This window comes from Pseudomonas sp. P5_B3, from assembly GCF_056400405.1.
This window is the reverse complement of sequence record NZ_JBFULI010000032.1, coordinates 1-18,453: the sequence shown is the minus strand read 5'-3', so window position 1 is coordinate 18,453 and position 18,453 is coordinate 1. Positions and strand designations below refer to the sequence as shown.

Genomic DNA, 18,453 nt, shown 5'->3' with positions numbered 1-18,453 from the left:
TTCAATGTTTAAATCACTTCCCATGCGGGTTGTCGGGCTGGCAGCCATGCTTGCCGCTGTGGCCGGTTGTTCATCGAACAAGGCCGCCATCTACGAGCATGAGAACTTCGACGACTCCGGAACCTTTTCCCGCAACTATCCGGTGACCGATACCCAGAGCTGTGAAGCTGCCCGTCGTGCCTTGCTCAGCCAGGGTTACATCATCACCAGCAACGATTCGAAACTGGTCAGCGGTCACAAGAGCTTCCAGCAGACCGGCGAGAACCACATGGAGATCAGCTTCAGTGTGGTCTGTACCGATGACGGCAGCGAAGGGCACCACGCCACCGTATTCGCCAACGCCCTGCAGGATCGTTATGCGCTGAAGAAGACCAACAACTCCGCCAGTCTCGGTGTAGGTGTGCTGGGCTCGGTGTCGATGCCGATCGGCTCCTCCGATGACTCTATGGTCAAGGTCGCCAGCGAAACCGTATCGTCTGCCAAGTTCTACGAGCGTTTCTTCGCACTGGTCGAGCTGTTCCTGCCGCCAGAAGCGAAAAAGGCTGCGCACATCACCGAAAAGCCGAAAACCGATCTGGGCATGCCTGAAGCCAAGGCTGCACCTGGTATAGAGCCAGCAGTGCCTGCACCTGCACCCGTTGAAGCGCTGCCCGTGTCCTCCGAGCCGGTTACCCCGCCTCCTGAGGCAGCGCCGATCACGCCGACCGAGAGTGTAGCGCCGGCACCGTCCCCGGAAATCGTCACGCCACCGTCAAATCCGAGTGACTTGCCGCCGCCGAGCGAACCCATTCCGGCGATGCCTGTCCGCGGCCAGTGAGGGTGACACCACAGGATCGGATCAAATGAGCCGATCCTGTGGCCCGCCAAAAGATTGACCCGCATCAAGCAAGTCCGCTGTTCTGCGGCCTCCCGCGAAAAAAACCGTGATAAATTCCTGACCAGCTGCTACGTTTTATTCGGTAGCGACAGAGTGTCGTGTCCGCGTCATTTTTCTTTCACGCGGGCACTTTATGCTCAAGGAATGGGTCATTTATTCAGACGTTTTTCACTACGGGTTGGGAGATTAAAAAATGGACGATTATCAAGAAGAGCTGCTCGAGTACCAGGCTTTCGAACTGGACCCACTGGAGCCGGCGGAAGACGCTACCGAGTTGTAGGCATCAGGCGGATTGGCGATGGCTGCGGCGAAATTCGCCGGGCGTCTGCCCGTTCCAGCGTTTGAAAGCGCGTTGAAACGCTTCGGCTGAGGCAAAGCCCAGCAGGTAGGCGATCTCTCCGAACGCCAGTTCGGTGTCGCGTATATAAGTCATGGCCAGGTCGCGGCGGGTGTCGTTGAGAATCGCACGAAATTGTGTACCTTCATCGGCGAGCTTGCGGCGCAAGGTCCAGGTGGGCAGCTTCAGGCGTGCCGCCACCTCTTGCAGGTCGGGCTCCCGGCCACCGTTGAGCAAGGGTCCCAGCAGCGCGATGATGCGTTCACGCAGGCTGCGGGTGCGTGTCAGTTGTTCCAGCTCCCGCTCACACAATTGCAGCAAGTGCCGCCAGGTACTCGGGCAATGCTCCGGGTTGCGCTGTGCGAGGCTGGAAAGGCTCAAGCGCAGTTGATTATGTTCGCTGCCAAACACAATCGGACAGTCACCCAAAACGTCATAGGCCGCGCGGTAACCGGGCTCCTCGAATTCGATCTCGATACGTTCGGCGCGCAGCGGGGAAGGGCTGACACTGGATAATTGCTGCAACCAGCCAGCGATGATCGAATCCACCACGAAACGGTTGTAAGCGTTGTAGGGGCTGATCGAATAGAAACGTAGCCAGGCGCCCTGGGCGTCTTCGTGAAAGCTTGATTGGCCCCGATAATTCGAACCATACAAGGCTTCGAATCGAATCAGGCAGCGCGCAGCTTCACGTACGGTCGGCGCCTGCGCCGCAGTGACGCCAGCGAGGCCGGCCTGGCTCAGGCGACTGAGCTGGCCCATGCGCAAGCCAAGGGCCGGGTTGTCGGCCAGCTGAATGGCGCTGTGGCCCAGGCGCATGTAGCGCGGTATCGATAGCCGGGCACCGGCTTCGCTCAGGCGCGCTGCATCGAGGCCGTATTGATCGAGCAGTGGCTGCGGATCGATACCATGGCTGCGCACGGCATCGGCCAGGCTATGAACAAAGCCCACCGACAGATCGCCGAGGCGCATTGGCTGCGGTTTCATGGCTTACAACCAGAGGTTCAGCAAACGCGCACCCTGGGCGTTGCCGTCGGCAAAGTGCTGGCCGTTGCTGCTGAGGAAACTCTGCCCGGTGCTGCCCTGATCCCAGAACTGACCCCGCAGGAACACACTCATGCCAGCGACAGCCTGACTGGCCGGTGCCTGGGTCGTGAGGGTCAGGCGCTGCCAGGCCTGGCCTTCACTGACTTCTCCAGGCTTCAAGTTGACCGATGCCGGTTCCGGCGATCCCCTGTAGCCGTGCCACGGTTGATCCCAGGTGCCACGGCCGGCGACAAAGGCCGGTACTGCAACCAGCTGTGCGCTTTGGTCGTTGAGCTTGAGGTAGTTTTCCGGGTACCAGCTGTCGTGGCCGATCAATACGCCCAGCCTTCCTGCTGGGGTATCAACGACGTTGAGTGAGTGGTCGCCGTTCGCCTTGATTCCGTTCTGTACTGCGAAGAGCGGGTGCATCTGGCGTTGGGGCTGGCCGATCGGCACGCCTTCGCTGTTGAACACCACGCTGCTGTTGTACAGCGCGCCGCGGCCGATTCTCAAGGTGCCGTCGATGATGCTCGGTTCGGGCAGCACGATGGAGCCCGCCACCAGCGTCACGTGGAACTCCCTGGCCAGCCCTCCGAACAATGCCTGGTAGTCCCTGGCCATTGCCTTGGCTTTCATGCGCAGGTGGGCATCGTCCAGACGGTTGCCACCCTCGGCGCTGATCAACGCCTTGGCGAACTTCAGGGGATTGCTCACCGCCAGCCAGTTCATGGCCTCCTTGAGAGTACTGGCCTGATACAGCTCATCCTTCTCGCCGCTGACCATCAGCCAGGTACCGATGTGTTCCGGCAACACGACGACGGTCTTGCCGTTCAACAAGCCCTGGTCCCGGGCTGCCTGCAGATAGGCCGCGAGCTTGCGGTGCAGGCGCTCGGGACTTTGATAATCGGTAGGAAACAGTTCGGGCTGGATGCCCAGCAGATTGCCACGATCCGCAGGCGTACCCTGGTCGACTGCCAGGTTGATCCGCAGGTCCGAAAGGTAATGACCCACCGGCCGGTCCGCGGCCCACATCGCATAGGTCGTGAGGGCGGCGAGCAACGCCATGGAGAATGTCAGGTACAAAAGTTTGCGCATGGGGACACAGTTTACAGTCTGGAGCCGGGCGTGGCTTTTGATTTGGAACTGGATCGAGCATAAAGGGAATCAAGGACTTAGTGGGCACGTTTCAACGTTGACTGTTTTTTCGCCGGCGGCTGCCTGTCTGCGCCGAGATGGAGCAATGAAGGGGCGGGTTAAAGGTAGGTGAGTTGACAGAGGTGAACGCCGGTCAGCCATCATTTGGCTCGACCGGTCGGCGGCTGAGCGTTATTTGGTGACCAGCAGTTCCGGGCCGAGGTAGTCGTTGATCTGGTTGATATCGTCGTCGCCCAGGCTGCCCACCGATGAGGCCAGGCGCAGGCGCGACATCAAATAGCGCAACTTGGCGTCGAACAGATCGTGGCGCGCAACGAAGAGCAGCTCTTCGGCATTGAGGACGTCCGAGTTGGTGCTGGTGCCACCCTCTTTGAAGCCCTTGCGTGACGATGCCAGCGAGCGTTCGTTGGACGCTACGGCCGTCTCCAGCGCGCGAATACGTTTGGCGCCGCTCAGTATGCCTTGATACTCACGGGTGGTTTCGGTGATGACTTCCTGTCGCGCGGCGTCGAGTTCGTCCATGGCCTTATCGCTATTGGCACTGGCCTGGCGTGTAAACGCGCTGACGCCGCCACCGCTGTATATCGGGATATTGACTTCCAGCCCGATCGAGCCGTAGTGGTTGCGTTGATTCAACTCGGAGAGTGATTGGCTCTCACCCGCGGTGTAGCCGGCAATGAAATCCAGTGTTGGCCAGTGGCCGGCACTGGCACGCTTCACTTCTTCTGCCGCGAGGTCGCTGCTATAACGGCGCGCATGGATCAGCGGGCTATCGGTCTGGGCTTTGACCAGCCAGTCCTGCAGGTTGCTCGGTAGCAGCGGTGGTGTATCGAAGCTCGGGCGCAAGGTGGTCAGCGACTCGGGAGTTTCACCGATATATTCCTCGAGCTTGCGACGCGCGTTGACCAGGTTGTCTTGCGCTTCAATCAGCTCGGCGTCGGCGAGGTCGCGGCGAGCGGTCGACTCATCGATGTCGGTGATGGTGCCGGCTCCCAGTTCCTTGCGCCGCTTCGCCGAAGCGACTTGTTCTTCGAAGGCGTTCAGTTTGGACTTGGCCAAGACGATGGTTTCGCTGGCCAGGAGCACATCGAAATAGCTTTCGGCCAGGCGCACTGCGGCGTCCTGGGTCTTGGCATCGAACACCGCGACGCTGTAGTCGGCACGCTGCTGACCCTGGCGGTATTCGGACATCTTCTGTTTGTTGAACAGCGGCTGGCGCAGGCGCACGTTGGCGCCCTTGGAGTCGTAGTGGAGATCTCTGTCGACGCCACTCTGGCTTTGGGAGCCATTGACCTTGTTGTGGTAGCCCGAGGCATTGATTTGCGGTAGCAGGCCGGCCTTGCCAATGGCGCGGTTTTCCTCGCCAGCCTCTTTTTCATGCACGGAGGCCTGGTAGATAGGGCCTTGGAACTGCAACAGATCCCAGGCTTGCTTGAGGTCCATTGCGTCGGCCGGCAAGGCCAACCCTAGCAGGCAGAAAAACAGGCAATGACGTTCCATCTCATTGTTCCTTGAATGAGCTGTCCACACGATCGAGCATTGGTTTAAGAAGATAGCTGATCATGTTGCGCTCGCCAGTCTTGATGGTGACGCTGGCGGGCATGCCGGGGCGAATRTGATTGCTGCCAAGCAGTCCCATGCCATCGGGCGTGACTTCCACCTGGGCCAGATAGAACGGTTGCTTGCTTTCCTCGTCCATCAGGCGGTCGGCAGAGATGGTCTTCACGCGGCCGGGGATGTTGGGCGTCTTGGCATGGTTGAAGGCAGGGAAGGAAATGTCCACGGGCAGGCCGGGGACCATCTTGTCGATGGCCTGTACGGGAATCATCGCGTCGACCTGCAGCGGTTCGTTGACCGGGACGATTTCCATGATCTTGAAGCCGGGTTGAATGATCCCGCCGACGGTGGCAATGCTCAGGCCCTGGACCATGCCATCGATCGGCGACCGAATCACCGTGTGGGTCACTTCATAGTCGAGCGAGCGCAAGCGGTCGGCCAGGGTGGTGTTTTCCTTGGCGGTATCAGTCAGCTGCGATTCGACTTCCTTCAGGTAATCGTGCTGGCGCTGCAGGATGCGCAGCTTGATTTCGGTGGTCTGGCTACGCACCCGGGCGATGTTGTTGAGGTTTTCGGCCTGGCCGGCGGAGAGGTCGGCATTGCTGCGTTCCAGCTCAAGYAGGTGATTGCGCGGCACATAGCCTTCGGCCGTCAGCACGCGGGTACCTTGCAGTTCCTGGTTGAGGAAGCTGATCTGCGAGGCGCGGGCACTATAGACCTGTTGCAGGCCCTTGAGCTGCACCGCCGACGCTGCCAGGTTTTCCTGCAGGATGCTGATTTCGCCAGCGAGTCCAGCACGGCGGGTGTCCAGCAGGCGCTGTTGCAGGTCCATGGCGGCCTCCAGGCGGTGATCACCCTTGAAGCGCGTGAGCAACTCGGGATCGAAGTTCACCACAGCGCGGCCGTCACGTTCCGCTTCCAGGCGGTTCTCCACGGTCTTGCTGACGATGTACTGGGCGCTGACTGCACCTTCTTCGGCAACGGCACGCAACGAGTCGAGGCGGACCACCTCCTGACCTTTTGTCACTAAATCGCCTTCGCGAACGAGAATGGCTTCCACGGTACCGCCGCTCAGATGCTGCACGGCTTTGCGATTGTTGGTGACCTTGACCGTGCCTGTCGCTACCACGCCGGCATCCAGCGGCGCCAGCCAGGACCACAGGAGGAAGCCGCCGAAGCCGGCGAGCACCAGCCACACGCCCCATCGCGCGGGCCTGCCGACGTCCAGATCTACCATGCTCCTGGTATCGGCTTTGATTATCTCGGTGTGTTGGCTCATTTGCATGATCGGTCACTCCCGCGCTTTGACGGAGGCCAGAGGGGTCGACGCGCCAGCAGGCATCACACTGGCCTTGCGCAGCGCTGCGAATACTTCATCGCGCGTGCCGAGCATCTGCACGCCGCCGTCGCGCAGCATCAGCACCTTGTCGACGGCGCAGAGTACGTTGGGACGGTGGGAAATCAGGATGACGGTGGCGCCACGGCCCTTGAGTTCGGCCAGGGCATCGACCAAGGCCTTTTCGCCGACGTCGTCGAGGTTGGCGTTCGGCTCATCCAGCACGATCAGATTGGGCTCGCCATACAACGCCCGGGCCAAGGCGATGCGCTGCTTCTGGCCGCCGGAAAGCGGGCTGCCATCGGTGCCCAGACGGGTGTCATAACCTTGCGGAAAACGCAGGATCATCTCGTGCACGCCGGTGATCTTGGCGGCGCGGATGACCGCTTCGCTGTCCACTTCGCCAAAGCGCGCAATATTGTCAGCGATGTTGCCCTCGAACAGCTCCACGTCCTGTGGCAGGTAGCCGAGCCAGGGGCCAAGTTCGCCCTTGTTCCAGTTGAATATATCCGCGCCGTCCAGGCGCACTTTGCCGGCCTGCGCCGGCCAGACGCCAACCAGCAGGCGGGCGAGGGTGGATTTGCCCGAGGCCGATGGACCGATAATGCCAAGGCTTTCGCCGGGGACAAGGCTGAAGCCCACGCCGCGCAGAATCGTGTTGTTGGTACCGGGGGCACCGGCATACACATTCTCCACCGCCAGCATGCCCTGCGGCCGCTGCAGCGACATGCTCGGTGGCCGGCGTGGATAATCATGCAGCATCTCGTTGAGCCGGCCCCAGGCCGAACGGCAGCCGAGCAGTTGTTTCCATGATGCGATGACCTGTTCCACCGGGCCCAGTGCGCGGCCGGTGAGAATCGAGCAGGCAATCATCATCCCTGGGGTGATCTTGCCCTCGATCGCCAGCAGCGCGCCGGCGCCGAGGATCAGCGACTGCAAGGTGATCCGCACGAAGCGCCCGGTGCTGCTGATCAAGGCGGCGCGGTCGGAGGCCATCGTCTGCATTTCCAGAATGCGCAAATGGCTTTGGAACCAGCGCTTGCTGATCGACGGCAGCATGCCCATGGCCTCGATGACCTCGGCATTGCGCAGGTTGTTGTTGGCGTACAGGGCGGAGGACATGGCGGCCTGATTGGCTTCGGCCAGCGGCTTCTGCGTCGCCTTCTCGGTGAGATAAGCCAGCCCCATCAGAATCAGCGAGCCGATCAGGGTGAGCAGTCCGAGCAGCGGGTGGATCAGGTAGGCGACCAGCAGGTAGATCGGCGTCCACGGTGCATCGAAGAAAGCGAACAGGGAATTGCCGGTGACGAACTGACGAACCTGGGCGAGATCTTGCAGGGCCTGGGCCGGATTACCTCCGGCGCGGCTCAGGTTGCGCTCGAATGCCGCGGTGAAAATGCGCTGGTTGAGGTCCATGTCGAGGCAGTTGCCGACCCGGATCAGCACGCGGGTGCGGACCATTTCCAGTGTCGACATCAGCAAGAACAGACCTACCACCAGCACAGTCAACATCGCCAGCGTCGTGACGTTGCGACTGACCAGGGCTCGATCATAGACCTGCAGCATATAAACGGCTGGCGTCAACATCATGACGTTTATGACGCCGCTGAACGCTGCCAGCGAGTAAAAACTGCGGCGCATGCGAAAGAGCGCGTCGGCCAGTTCGGAACGGATGCTCGACTGCTTGGGCATGTTGGTCCTCCCACTTCGAAAAGCCGGTTGCCCTTGTGGCGCAACAGCTAACGGTAAATGTAGTTCCGTAAACAGCTTCTTATGGACACGCAGGCTGGTCGCTCTATGGATGGCGAGTCTTGCGAAATCGCTGCGTTGCTCCCTTATGCAGCAGCGTAGGTGGCGGCGAAACAGTTCGAAATAACATTTTGCTCTATACCTGCGCTCAACTTTCTATATGTCTTTTAAAAACAGCTAGTTGAGGCTCCTAACACCAGTCGTCTGCTTTATCGACGTAATATTGACAAAGATTTGCTATGGAACTTTAGTCTTAGTTATCGGGGGTCCGCCCGCTGAAGTTTGCCATCGCTTTGGCAATGCAAGGCACGGTGGTTCTCCCGAGAGGAGCCGAATCATGTCGTTCATTTCGTTCTTTTGCAGAGGAAAGGGACTGTCAAGGACGTTCGCCTTCACTTCCAGATTCCATGGCCCGCCCAAGGCTCGAATTCGCTCTGCCTGATCACCCGGCGAGCAATTCATTTCGCGAATTCCAGGCGTGTATCCCGGGTCCCGGGTAACGCCAGCTCTCGCTAAAAAACATAACCAACACACTGCGCAAGCCAGCACTTGACTTGGCGCGGGAGGACTTTCTCGTCCCGTGCCTTTACCCAGACATATCGAGGGCAATCCAAATGGCCAATTTCAACAAGTCGGACCTGGAGTTCATTCTCCAGCAGATTTTCATCGCGGAAGCAAACTCGGCCGGTCAGTCGCTTGTCGATCTGATACCGAGCCCGGAATTTGCTTTCGGTCTGCGTACGGTCGACGGGATGTTTAATAACCTGAGACTGGGTCAGGGCGAGTTCGGCGCAGCCGACAACTTTTTTCCGCGCTTGACCACTCCAGTCTTCCGCCCGGCTGAGGCGGGCACCTCTTACACCCAGACCAGCGGCCTGGTGATCGACTCGCAGCCACGCACCATCAGCAACCTGATCGTCAACGATACCGCCACCAACCCGGCGGCGGTCGCGGCCACGTTCGATCCCGGTCTGGATGGCATCCTCGGCACGGTTGACGATGTCTTGAAGGCCGGTGCGCAGGTCGTTACTGGAACCCGTACCGACGGCACGACGTTCCAGACCTTTTTCATGCCTAACGTGGCGCCGGACGCGGGCCTGTCCGCGCCGTTCAACTCGTGGATGACCTTCTTCGGTCAGTTCTTCGACCACGGCCTCGACCTGGTGACCAAGGGCGGCAGCGGCACGGTGTTCATCCCGTTGCAGCCGGACGATCCGCTGTTTGTTCCGGGTAGCCCGACCAACTTCATGGTGTTGACGCGGGCCACCAACCTGCCCGGGCCCGATGGCATCCTGGGCACCGCCGACGACATCCACGAGGCTTCAAACACCACCACGCCGTTCGTCGACCAGAACCAGACCTACAGCTCGCATCCCTCGCACCAGGTGTTCCTGCGCGCCTACGAACTCGATGCCGCCGGCAAGCCGGTGGCGACCGGCGAGCTGATCACCAATCGTGACCTGGGCGCCGATGGCCTGTTCGGCACTGCCGACGACGTCCAAATCGGCGGGATGGCCACCTGGAAAGTGGTGAAGGCGCAGGCGCGCGACATTCTTGGCATTAATCTCGACGATCTCGACGTCCTCGACCTGCCGCTGTTGGCGACCGACCCCTACGGCAACTTCATTCGGGGGGCGAACGGCTTTGCGCAGATAGTGACCGCGACCGGCTTGCTCGAGGGCAATCCGCTGGCGCCGATTGACGCATCGCTGGCGATCCGCACCGGTCATCAGTTCCTCATCGACATCGCGCACAATGCCAGCCCGGTGGACAGCCAAACCGGTGCGCCACTGACGGCCGATGCCGACCTCGTTGCCGGCGGCCCGCTGGCCGCAGGCTTCTACGACAACGAGCTGCTCGACGCGCACTACATCGCCGGCGATGGCCGGGTCAACGAGAACATCGGCCTGACCACCGTCCACTCCATCTTCCACTCGGAGCACAACCGGCTGGTCCAGCAGACCAAGGACACGATCCTCGCCTCAACGGCCGCCGGCGACCTGACGTTCCTGAACCAGTGGCTGCTGACGCCAGTCACGGCTGTTCCTGCTGATCTGACGACCTTGAACTGGAACGGTGAGCGCCTGTTCCAGGCGGCCAAGTTCGGCACCGAGATGCAGTATCAGCACCTGGTGTTCGAAGAGTTCGCGCGTACCATTCAACCGCAAGTCGACGCCTTCCTGGACTTCGATGACACGATCAATCCGTCGATCGTCGCCGAGTTCGCGCACACGGTCTTTCGCTTCGGCCACTCGATGCTGACCGAGACAATCGACCGGCTGGACCCCAACTTCGTCTCCAGCGAGATCGGCCTGATCCAGGCCTTCCTCAACCCGCTGGCGTTTGCGACCAGCGGCCCGACCCCGGAGCAGGCGGCTGGCGCCATCGTCCGCGGCTTGACGCGCCAGGTCGGCAACGAGATCGATGAGTTCGTCACCGAAGCGGTGCGCAACAACTTGCTGGGCCTGCCGCTCGACCTGCCCGCCCTCAATATCGCGCGCGGCCGCGATGCCGGCATCCCGTCCTTGAACGCGGCGCGCCGTGAATTCTACGCCGGCACCGGCGACAGCCAACTGAAGCCCTACACCAGCTGGGCCGATTTGGCGCAACACCTGAAGCACCCGGAATCGCTGATCAACTTCATCGCCGCCTACGGCACGCACGCCTCCATTACCAGCGCCACCACGCTCGACGCGAAACGCGTAGCGGCCACGCTCCTGGTGTTGGGCGGCGTCGGTGAGCCGGTGGATCGCCTGGACTTCCTCCACAGCACCGGTGTCTGGGCGAACAACGCCGGGGCGGACGGTATTCCGAACACCGCAGACGACTTTACCATCTCCGGCGTTGATGACATCGACTTCTGGGTCGGCGGCCTGGCCGAGGAAAAAATGCCGTTCGGCGGCATGCTCGGCTCGACCTTCAACTTCGTCTTCGAGGACCAGCTCGAGAAGCTGCAGAACGGCGACCGGCTCTACTACCTGCACCGCACCCAGGGACTCAACTTCCTGAGCGAGCTCGAGAACAACTCGTTCGCCAAGATGGTGATGCTCAACACCGACGCGACCCATCTCCCGGCCCTCATGTTCTCGAGCCCGACCTTTACCCTTGAGGTCGACCCGACCAGGCAGTTCAACCGGAGCGTGATTGCCGGTCCGGACGGCATACTGGGCACCGTCGACGACCTGCCCGGCAATGCCGATCCCACTGGCGGCATCATCATCAACGGCGTCGTGATCACGCCGCTGGTCATCCGCGACAACCCCAACACGGTCGGTCCCGATACCAACTACCTGCAGTACACCGGCGAAGACCATGTGGTACTCGGCGGCACGGCCGGCAATGACATTCTCGTCGCTGGCGACGGCGACGACACGCTCTGGGGCGACGCCGGCAATGATCGCCTCGAAGGCGGCTATGGCAACGACGAGATCGAGGGTGGCGATGGCGATGACATCATCACCGACATGGGCGGCGACGACGTCATCCACGGAGAGGCCGGCAACGACGTCATCCACGGCGGCAACGGCATCAATATCATCCTCGGCGGCGCCGGCAACGATTTCATCGTCACCGGCGAGGACTTTTCAGAGGTCTTCGCTGGCGCCGGCAATGACTTCATGCTCGGCAGCCGGCTGAACGCACAAATGATGGGCGGCGATGGCGACGACTGGATCGAGGTCGGGACCCAGGACGGCGCCCCCGGCGACAATTTCACCGGTAACCTGCCACCGGTTTTGCTGGCAAAGTTGACCGACGGCAACGACGTCTTCAGCGGTGACGGCGGCTTCGATGAAATGATCGGTGAAGGCGGCGATGACATCTTCATCGGCAGTGAGGGCCCGGACAAGATGTTGGGCATGTCCGGTTTCGACTGGGCCACCTACAAGGATGATCATTACGGCGTGACTGTGGACATGAGCCGCATCGCCTTCGAGCAATCGGCCCTGTCGCCTTCAGTTGCAGGCGTGCATACCAAGTTCCCCCAGGTGGAAGGACTGTCGGGGTCGGCGTTCAGCGACATGCTGACCGGCGATGATGCCGACGCGCTCGCGATCGCCGCTGCCGGTGTCCAAGGCAGCGTGCTCACCAATATTGACCTTGTCAACGGTCTGCGGGCGTTTCTTGGCGCGGCTGCAGCCGGCCCGGACGGAATCCTGGGCACGGTAGACGATCAGTTCGGCGCGGGCAACATCCTCCTCGGCGGTGATAGCAGCGACATCATCGAAGGTCGCGGCGGTGACGACCTGATCGACGGCGACATGTGGCTGAATGTGCGCATCAGCGTGCGCCAGAACCTTGACGGAACCGGGCCGGAGATCGCCACCTTCGACAGCATGGAGCCCATGATCCCGTTCATGCTCGATGGTACCTTCAACCCCGGTCAGCTGGTCATCGTCCGCGAGATCCTGACTGCTGCCCCCGCCTTTGACACGGCCTTGTTCACCGGTAACCGGCTCGACTATACCGTCACCACCGTGGGCGGAGTGACCACCGTGGCCGACAGCGTCGTCGGTCGCGACGGCACCGACCGCCTGACCAATATGGAGCGGCTGCAGTTCAACGATCAGTCGCTCACCCTGCCAGGCGGGGTCGGGCTCAACAACGACCCGGTGGGCTTGCTGACCATACTCGATGCTGCCAGCAACACCCCGGACGCTACGCCGACCACGGGTCAGTTGCTGAGGGTGTCGGCTGCCGACGTGACTGATGCGGACAACATCGCTACCGGCGGTGCGATTGCCGGACCGATCGCCTTCTACTGGCAGTTTGAAGCAGTCCCGGGTACGGGCGTCTTTCAGGACATCACCCGTCTTGCGGACGGGGGCGCAGCATTGGCGCACATAACCGGGCCGACCTTCAGGGTGACCCCGGATCTCGCCGGGCTGGAGTTGCGCGTCAGGGCCGTCTATAAGGATGAAAATGGCGTGCTCGAGACGGCGTTCTCTGCTCCAACCGCAGCGGTCGTAGCCGGCGTTGCTCCGCCACCGGCAGCCCCGCTGCCGGTCGAGACTCCGGTCGCCAGCACCGGTGTGCACTATATCCGGGCCGATCTGCAGTTCATTCTCGATCAGATTCAGATCGCGGAAAGGAATGCGGCCGGTGAGGATCTCCTCGGCATGCTGCCAAATGCACGGGTGCCTTTGGGCCTGCGCACGGTCGACGGGTCGTTCAACAACCTGGTGGTGGCTCAGAACGAGTTCGGTGCAGCCGACACGATCTTCCCGCGACTGGTTCCGGCGCAGTTCGATACGGCGGAGGCGGGCACCACTTACGCCCAGACCAGCGGCCTGGTGAACGACTCGCAGCCGCGCACCATCAGCAATTTGGTCGCCGACAACACCGCCACCAACCCGGCGGCGGTCGCGGCCACGTTCGATCCCGGTCTGGATGGCATCCTCGGCACGGTTGACGATGTCTTGAAGGACGGTGCGCAGGTGGTTACTGGAACCCGTACTGACGGCACGACGTTCCAGACCTTTTTCATGCCTAACGTGGCGCCGGACGCAGGCCTGTCCGCGCCGTTCAATACCTGGATGACCTTCTTCGGTCAGTTCTTCGACCACGGTCTCGACCTGGTGACCAAGGGCGGCAGCGGCACGGTGTTCATTCCGCTGCAGCCGGACGATCCGCTGTTCGTTCCGGGCAGCCCGACCAACTTCATGGTGTTGACGCGGGCCACCAACCAGCCCGGGCCCGATGGCATCCTCGGCACCGCCGACGACATCCACGAGGCTTCAAACACCACCACGCCGTTCGTCGACCAGAACCAGACCTATACCTCGCATCCCTCGCACCAGGTGTTCCTGCGCGCCTACGAGTTCAATGCCGCCGGCGCGCCGGTGGCGACCGGCAAGCTGATCACCAATCGTGACCTGGGCGCCGATGGCGTGTTCGGCACAGCCGACGACGTCGAAATCGGCGGGATGGCCACCTGGAAAGTGGTCAAGGCGCAAGCTCATGACCTGCTCGGGATCAACCTCACCGATGCCGACTTCGACAACGTGCCGCTGCTCGCCACCGATGCCTACGGCAATTTCATCAAGGGCCCGAACGGCTTCCCGATGGTCATGATGACGGGCCCGGATGGTATTCCTGATACCGCCGATGATGTGCTCGTCGAGGGAGATCCGGCGGCGCCGATCAGCCTGGTCAATGCCGTGCGCACCGGCCACCAGTTCCTCATCGATATCGCCCACACCGCCGTTCCGGTGGACAGCCAGACCGGCGCGCCACTGACGGCTGATGCCGACCTCGTTGCCGGCGGCCCGGTGGCCGCAGGCTTCTACGACAACGAACTGCTCGACGCGCACTACATCGCCGGCGACGGCCGGGTCAACGAGAACATTGGCCTGACCACCGTCCACTCCATCTTCCACTCGGAGCACAACCGTCTGGTCCAGCACACCAAGGATGTGGCCATCGCCTCCAACGATGTCAACTTCCTGAACCAGTGGCTGATGCCCGATGCCCAATTGTTGGTGTTGCCAACAACCGCGGCTGAGATCGCTGCCCTGCACTGGAACGGAGAGCGCCTGTTCCAGGCGGCGAAATTCGGTACCGAGATGCAGTACCAGCACCTGGTGTTCGAAGAGTTCGCGCGTACCATTCAGCCGAACATCGATCCCTTCCTTGGCGAACACCAGAATTATCAAACCGAGATCGACCCGGCGATCGTCGCCGAGTTCGCGCACGCGGTCTATCGCCTCGGCCACTCGATGCTGGTCGAGACCATCGACCGGCTAGACCCCAACTTCGTCTCAAGCGAGGTCGGCCTGATTCAGGCCTTCCTCAATCCGCTGGCGTTTGCGGCCAGCGGCCCGACGCCTGCGCAGGCGGCCGGTGCCATCGTCCGCGGCGTGACGCGCCAGGTCGGTAACGAGATCGATGAGTTCGTCACCGAAGCGGTGCGCAACAACTTGCTGGGCCTGCCGCTCGACCTGCCCGCCCTCAACATCGCGCGCGGCCGTGATACCGGGCTTCCGACCCTGAATGAGGCGCGTCGTGAGTTCTACACCGCGACCGGCGACAGCAACCTGAAGCCCTACATCAGCTGGGCCGATTTGGTGCAACACCTGAAGCACCCGGAATCGCTGATCAACTTCATCGCCGCCTATGGCACGCACGCCTCCATTACCAGCGCCACCACGCTCGACGGGAAGCGCGCCGCGGCCTCGCTCCTGGTGTTGGGCGGCGCCGGCGAGCCGGCGGACCGGCTGGACTTCCTCAATAGCACCGGCGCCTGGGCGAGTGGCCCGACCGGCGTCACCATTACCGGTCTGGACAACATCGACCTCTGGATCGGCGGCCTCGCCGAGGAAAAAATGCCGTTTGGCGGCATGCTCGGCTCGACCTTCAACTTCGTGTTCGAGACCCAGATGGAGAAGCTGCAGAACGCCGACCGCTTCTACTACCTGGAACGCAACGCGGGGCTTAACTTCGTCACCGAGTTGGAGAACAACTCGTTCGCGAGACTGGTGATGGCCAACACCGATGCGACCCACCTCCCGGCCGTCATGTTCTTGACTCCGGCCTTTACCCTCGAGGTCGACCCGACCAAGCAGTTCAACGAGAGCGTGATTGCCGGGCCGGATGGCATACTGGTCGACAATCCATTGACGCTAGTCAATGAGGCCGCCGACAACCTGCCCGGTAATACCGATCCTGTCGGCGGCAGCGCCCTGGTTCCGCTGGTGATTCGGGACAACCCCAACACGGTCGGTCCCGATACCAACTACCTGCAGTACACCGGCGAAGACCATGTGGTGCTCGGTGGCTCGGCCGCCAATGACATTCTCGTCTCTGGCGACGGCGACGACACGCTCTATGGCGACGGTGGCAATGACCGCCTCGAAGGTGGCTACGGCAACGACTTCATCGTCGGGGGCGACGGCGACGACATCATCAACGACATGGGCGGCGACGACACCATTCATGGCGGCGACGGTAACGACGTCATCCACAGTGGCAACGGCATCAATCTGAACCTCGGCGGCTTCGGCAAGGACTTCATCGTCACCGGTGAGGACTCCTCGGAGGTCTTCGGCGGCGCGGGCGACGACTTCATCATGGGCAGTGTCGCCGACGAACAACTGATGGGCAACGAAGGCGACGACTGGATCGAGAAGGGAACCGCCGATGGTGCTCCCGGCGATAATTTCGACCCGAACGGGCTCGACCTGATACGCGGTAACGACATCTTTATCGGCACCGGCGGGCCCGACAGATTCATGGCCGAAGGTGGCGACGACATCATGTTCGGTAACGGCGGCGCGGGGGACCGCTACCTGGGTGGCTCCGGTTACGACTGGGCCGGCTTCAAGGACGACCCGTTCGGCGTGTCMGTCGACCTGGGCCTCGCCGACAGCGTTATCGCGCCGCCACTGCCGGAGTTGGCCGCAACCGTGGCTCGGTTCCGTCAGGTGGAAGGTCTGACGGGATCGCACTTCAGCGACATCCTGCGTGGCGATGATGCCGATGCCACCGTGATCGCGGCTGCCGGTGCTCAGGGCAGCGTGCTCACCAACTTCGACCTGGTCAGCGGCTTGCGCTCGTTCGTCGGCACCGCAGCAGCCGGCCCGGACGGCATTGTGGGCACGGCAGACGATCAGTTCGGCGCCGGCAACATCGTCCTCGGCGGCGGCGGCAGCGATATCATCGAAGGCCATGGCGGCGATGACCTCATCGACGGCGACAAGTGGCTCAACGTGCGCATCAGTGTGCGGCAGAACATTGATGGCACAGGTCCGGAGATCGCAACGTTCGACAGCATGGTCCCGTTGGTGCCGCTCATGCTCAACGGTACTTACAACCCCGGCCAACTCGTCGCCGTCCGTGAGATCCTGACGGATGCGCCTGACCCCCTCAACCCTGGCCATTCCTTCGACACGGCCCTGTACACCGGCCTTCTGGCCGACTACACCATCATCGAGAACGTCGACGGCACGGTCACCGTGGCCGACAGCGTCGTCGGTCGGGACGGTACTGACAGGCTCAGCAATATCGAGCGGCTGCAGTTCGCCGATCAGTCGCAGGTTCTCGTCACTGGCTTGAATGCCGAGCCGGTGGGCTTGCTGAGGATCAGCGATGGCACGCCGGCCGTTGGCCAAGTGTTGACGGTGTTGGCCGACTCCGTCAGCGATGCGGACAATCTCACTGCAGGCGGTGCGATCACCGGTCCCGTCGCCTTCGTATGGCAGGTCGAAACGAACCCGGGCACCGGTATCTTCGACGACATTGGTATTGCGCTCGGAGGTGGACTCGGAACCGCGACCGGCTCGACCTTCACGGTGACCGCGGCTGAGCTGGGACTGGCACTACGCGTCAGGGCCATCTATCAGGACGGCCACGGCGTGCTGGAAAGCGTGTTCTCGACGCCGACCGCGCCAACTGCGCCGCTCGGCGGCAGCCCCGTCAACCTCCTGCCGGTTGGCTCTGTGCTGATCAGCGATACGACCCCGACGGAAGGCTTGGCCTTGACCGCCACGGATGCGTTCACCGACGCCAACGGAGTTGGGGTGGTCACGCATCAGTGGCAAGTAGGGGGTATCGGCGTGTCCTTCACGGACATTGCCGGCGCGACGGGCTCGACCTTCACGCCGACTCAGGCGCAGGTCGGATTGAGCCTTCGCGTTGTCGCGAGTTTCACCGATGGCCTCGGCACGCTGGAGCAGGTCTTCTCCGCGCCAACGACCGTGGTCGGCGATGTGATTGTCGGTACCGCCGGTGCCGACATATTGACCGGCACGGCAGGCGACGACGTGATCAGCGGAGGTGATGGCAACGACATCCTGAACGGCTTGGGCGGCAGCGACATCCTCAATGGTGATGCGGGCAATGACGTGCTCATCGGCGGTGTCGGTGCCGACACGATGGCCGGCGGTATTGGCAACGATATCTACGAAGTCACCGACGCTGGGGACGTGGTGACCGAGCTCGCCGGTGGCGGCATTGACGAGGTCTGGACCTCGCTCACGCGCTACACCCTGAGTGCCGACGTCGAGAATCTGTTTTTCGGCGGCAGCGGCAACTTCGCGGGCGGCGGCAACGTGCTCGACAACACGATCGTGGGCGGTGCGGGTAACGACATCCTCATCGGTGCCGCAGGTGCCGACATAATGGTCGGCGGTGGCGGCAACGATATCTACGAAGTCACCGACCTTGGGGACCAGGTGATCGAGGCCGCCGGTGGTGGTGGCGACACGGTCTGGACCTCGCTCGCGAGCTACTCCCTGGGTGCCGACGTCGAGAATCTGTTTTTCGGCGGCAGCGGCAACTTCGTGGGCAACGGTAACGAGCTGGCCAACACGATCGCGGGCGGAGCGGGCAACGACGTCCTCGTCGGTGGCGCAGGTGCCGACATGATGGTCGGCGGTGGCGGCAGCGATACCTATGAAGTCACCGACCTTGGGGACCAGG

At 62.0% G+C, this 18,453-nt stretch carries 7 protein-coding genes; 2 read left to right on the top strand and 5 right to left on the bottom strand.

The genetic code is table 11. The features are described 5' to 3' along the window. Positions 1-4 precede the first annotated feature (4 nt). A complete protein-coding gene (locus tag AC1DRN_RS18815; protein ID WP_223462325.1) occupies positions 5-817 on the top strand; it encodes a DUF2242 domain-containing protein in 813 nt (270 codons plus the stop codon). Between the two features lie 343 nt (positions 818-1,160). Here AC1DRN_RS18815 and AC1DRN_RS18810 read toward each other — a convergent pair whose 3' ends face one another. The 5 genes from AC1DRN_RS18810 to AC1DRN_RS18790 form a co-directional block, all read right to left on the bottom strand. Then, on the bottom strand, positions 1,161-2,201 hold the full coding sequence (locus AC1DRN_RS18810) for an AraC family transcriptional regulator (RefSeq protein ID WP_223462324.1): 1,041 nt from the start codon (positions 2,199-2,201) through the stop codon (positions 1,161-1,163). A gap of 3 nt (positions 2,202-2,204) precedes the next feature. Continuing rightward, positions 2,205-3,335: a carbon-nitrogen hydrolase family protein gene (locus AC1DRN_RS18805; protein WP_223462323.1), complete on the bottom strand. Its 1,131-nt coding sequence runs from the start codon at positions 3,333-3,335 to the stop codon at positions 2,205-2,207. Positions 3,336-3,566: 231 nt separating this feature from the next. Beyond that, a complete protein-coding gene (locus AC1DRN_RS18800; RefSeq protein ID WP_223462322.1) occupies positions 3,567-4,895 on the bottom strand; it encodes a TolC family outer membrane protein in 1,329 nt (442 codons plus the stop codon). 1 nt (position 4,896) lies between these two features. Next, the gene (locus AC1DRN_RS18795; protein ID WP_223462321.1) at positions 4,897-6,237 is read right to left on the bottom strand and encodes an HlyD family type I secretion periplasmic adaptor subunit; all 1,341 of its coding nucleotides are present in this window, start codon (positions 6,235-6,237) and stop codon (positions 4,897-4,899) included. Positions 6,238-6,243: 6 nt separating this feature from the next. After that, on the bottom strand, positions 6,244-7,980 hold the full coding sequence (locus AC1DRN_RS18790) for a type I secretion system permease/ATPase (RefSeq protein WP_223462320.1): 1,737 nt from the start codon (positions 7,978-7,980) through the stop codon (positions 6,244-6,246). A 671-nt stretch (positions 7,981-8,651) separates the two neighbouring features. Between AC1DRN_RS18790 and AC1DRN_RS18785 the strand changes: the two genes are divergently transcribed. Next, the coding region (locus tag AC1DRN_RS18785; RefSeq protein WP_477786770.1) for a peroxidase family protein at positions 8,652-18,453 on the top strand (9,802 nt) is incomplete at its 3' end.

Bases quoted from the DNA above. Each gene is read 5' to 3' on its own strand.
- AC1DRN_RS18815 (WP_223462325.1), top strand. From the start codon at position 5: ATGTTTAAATCACTTCCCATGCGGGTTGTCGGGCTGGCAGCCATGCTT.
- AC1DRN_RS18810 (WP_223462324.1), bottom strand. From the start codon at position 2,201: ATGAAACCGCAGCCAATGCGCCTCGGCGATCTGTCGGTGGGCTTTGTT.
- AC1DRN_RS18805 (WP_223462323.1), bottom strand. From the start codon at position 3,335: ATGCGCAAACTTTTGTACCTGACATTCTCCATGGCGTTGCTCGCCGCC.
- AC1DRN_RS18800 (WP_223462322.1), bottom strand. From the start codon at position 4,895: ATGGAACGTCATTGCCTGTTTTTCTGCCTGCTAGGGTTGGCCTTGCCG.
- AC1DRN_RS18790 (WP_223462320.1), bottom strand. From the start codon at position 7,980: ATGCCCAAGCAGTCGAGCATCCGTTCCGAACTGGCCGACGCGCTCTTT.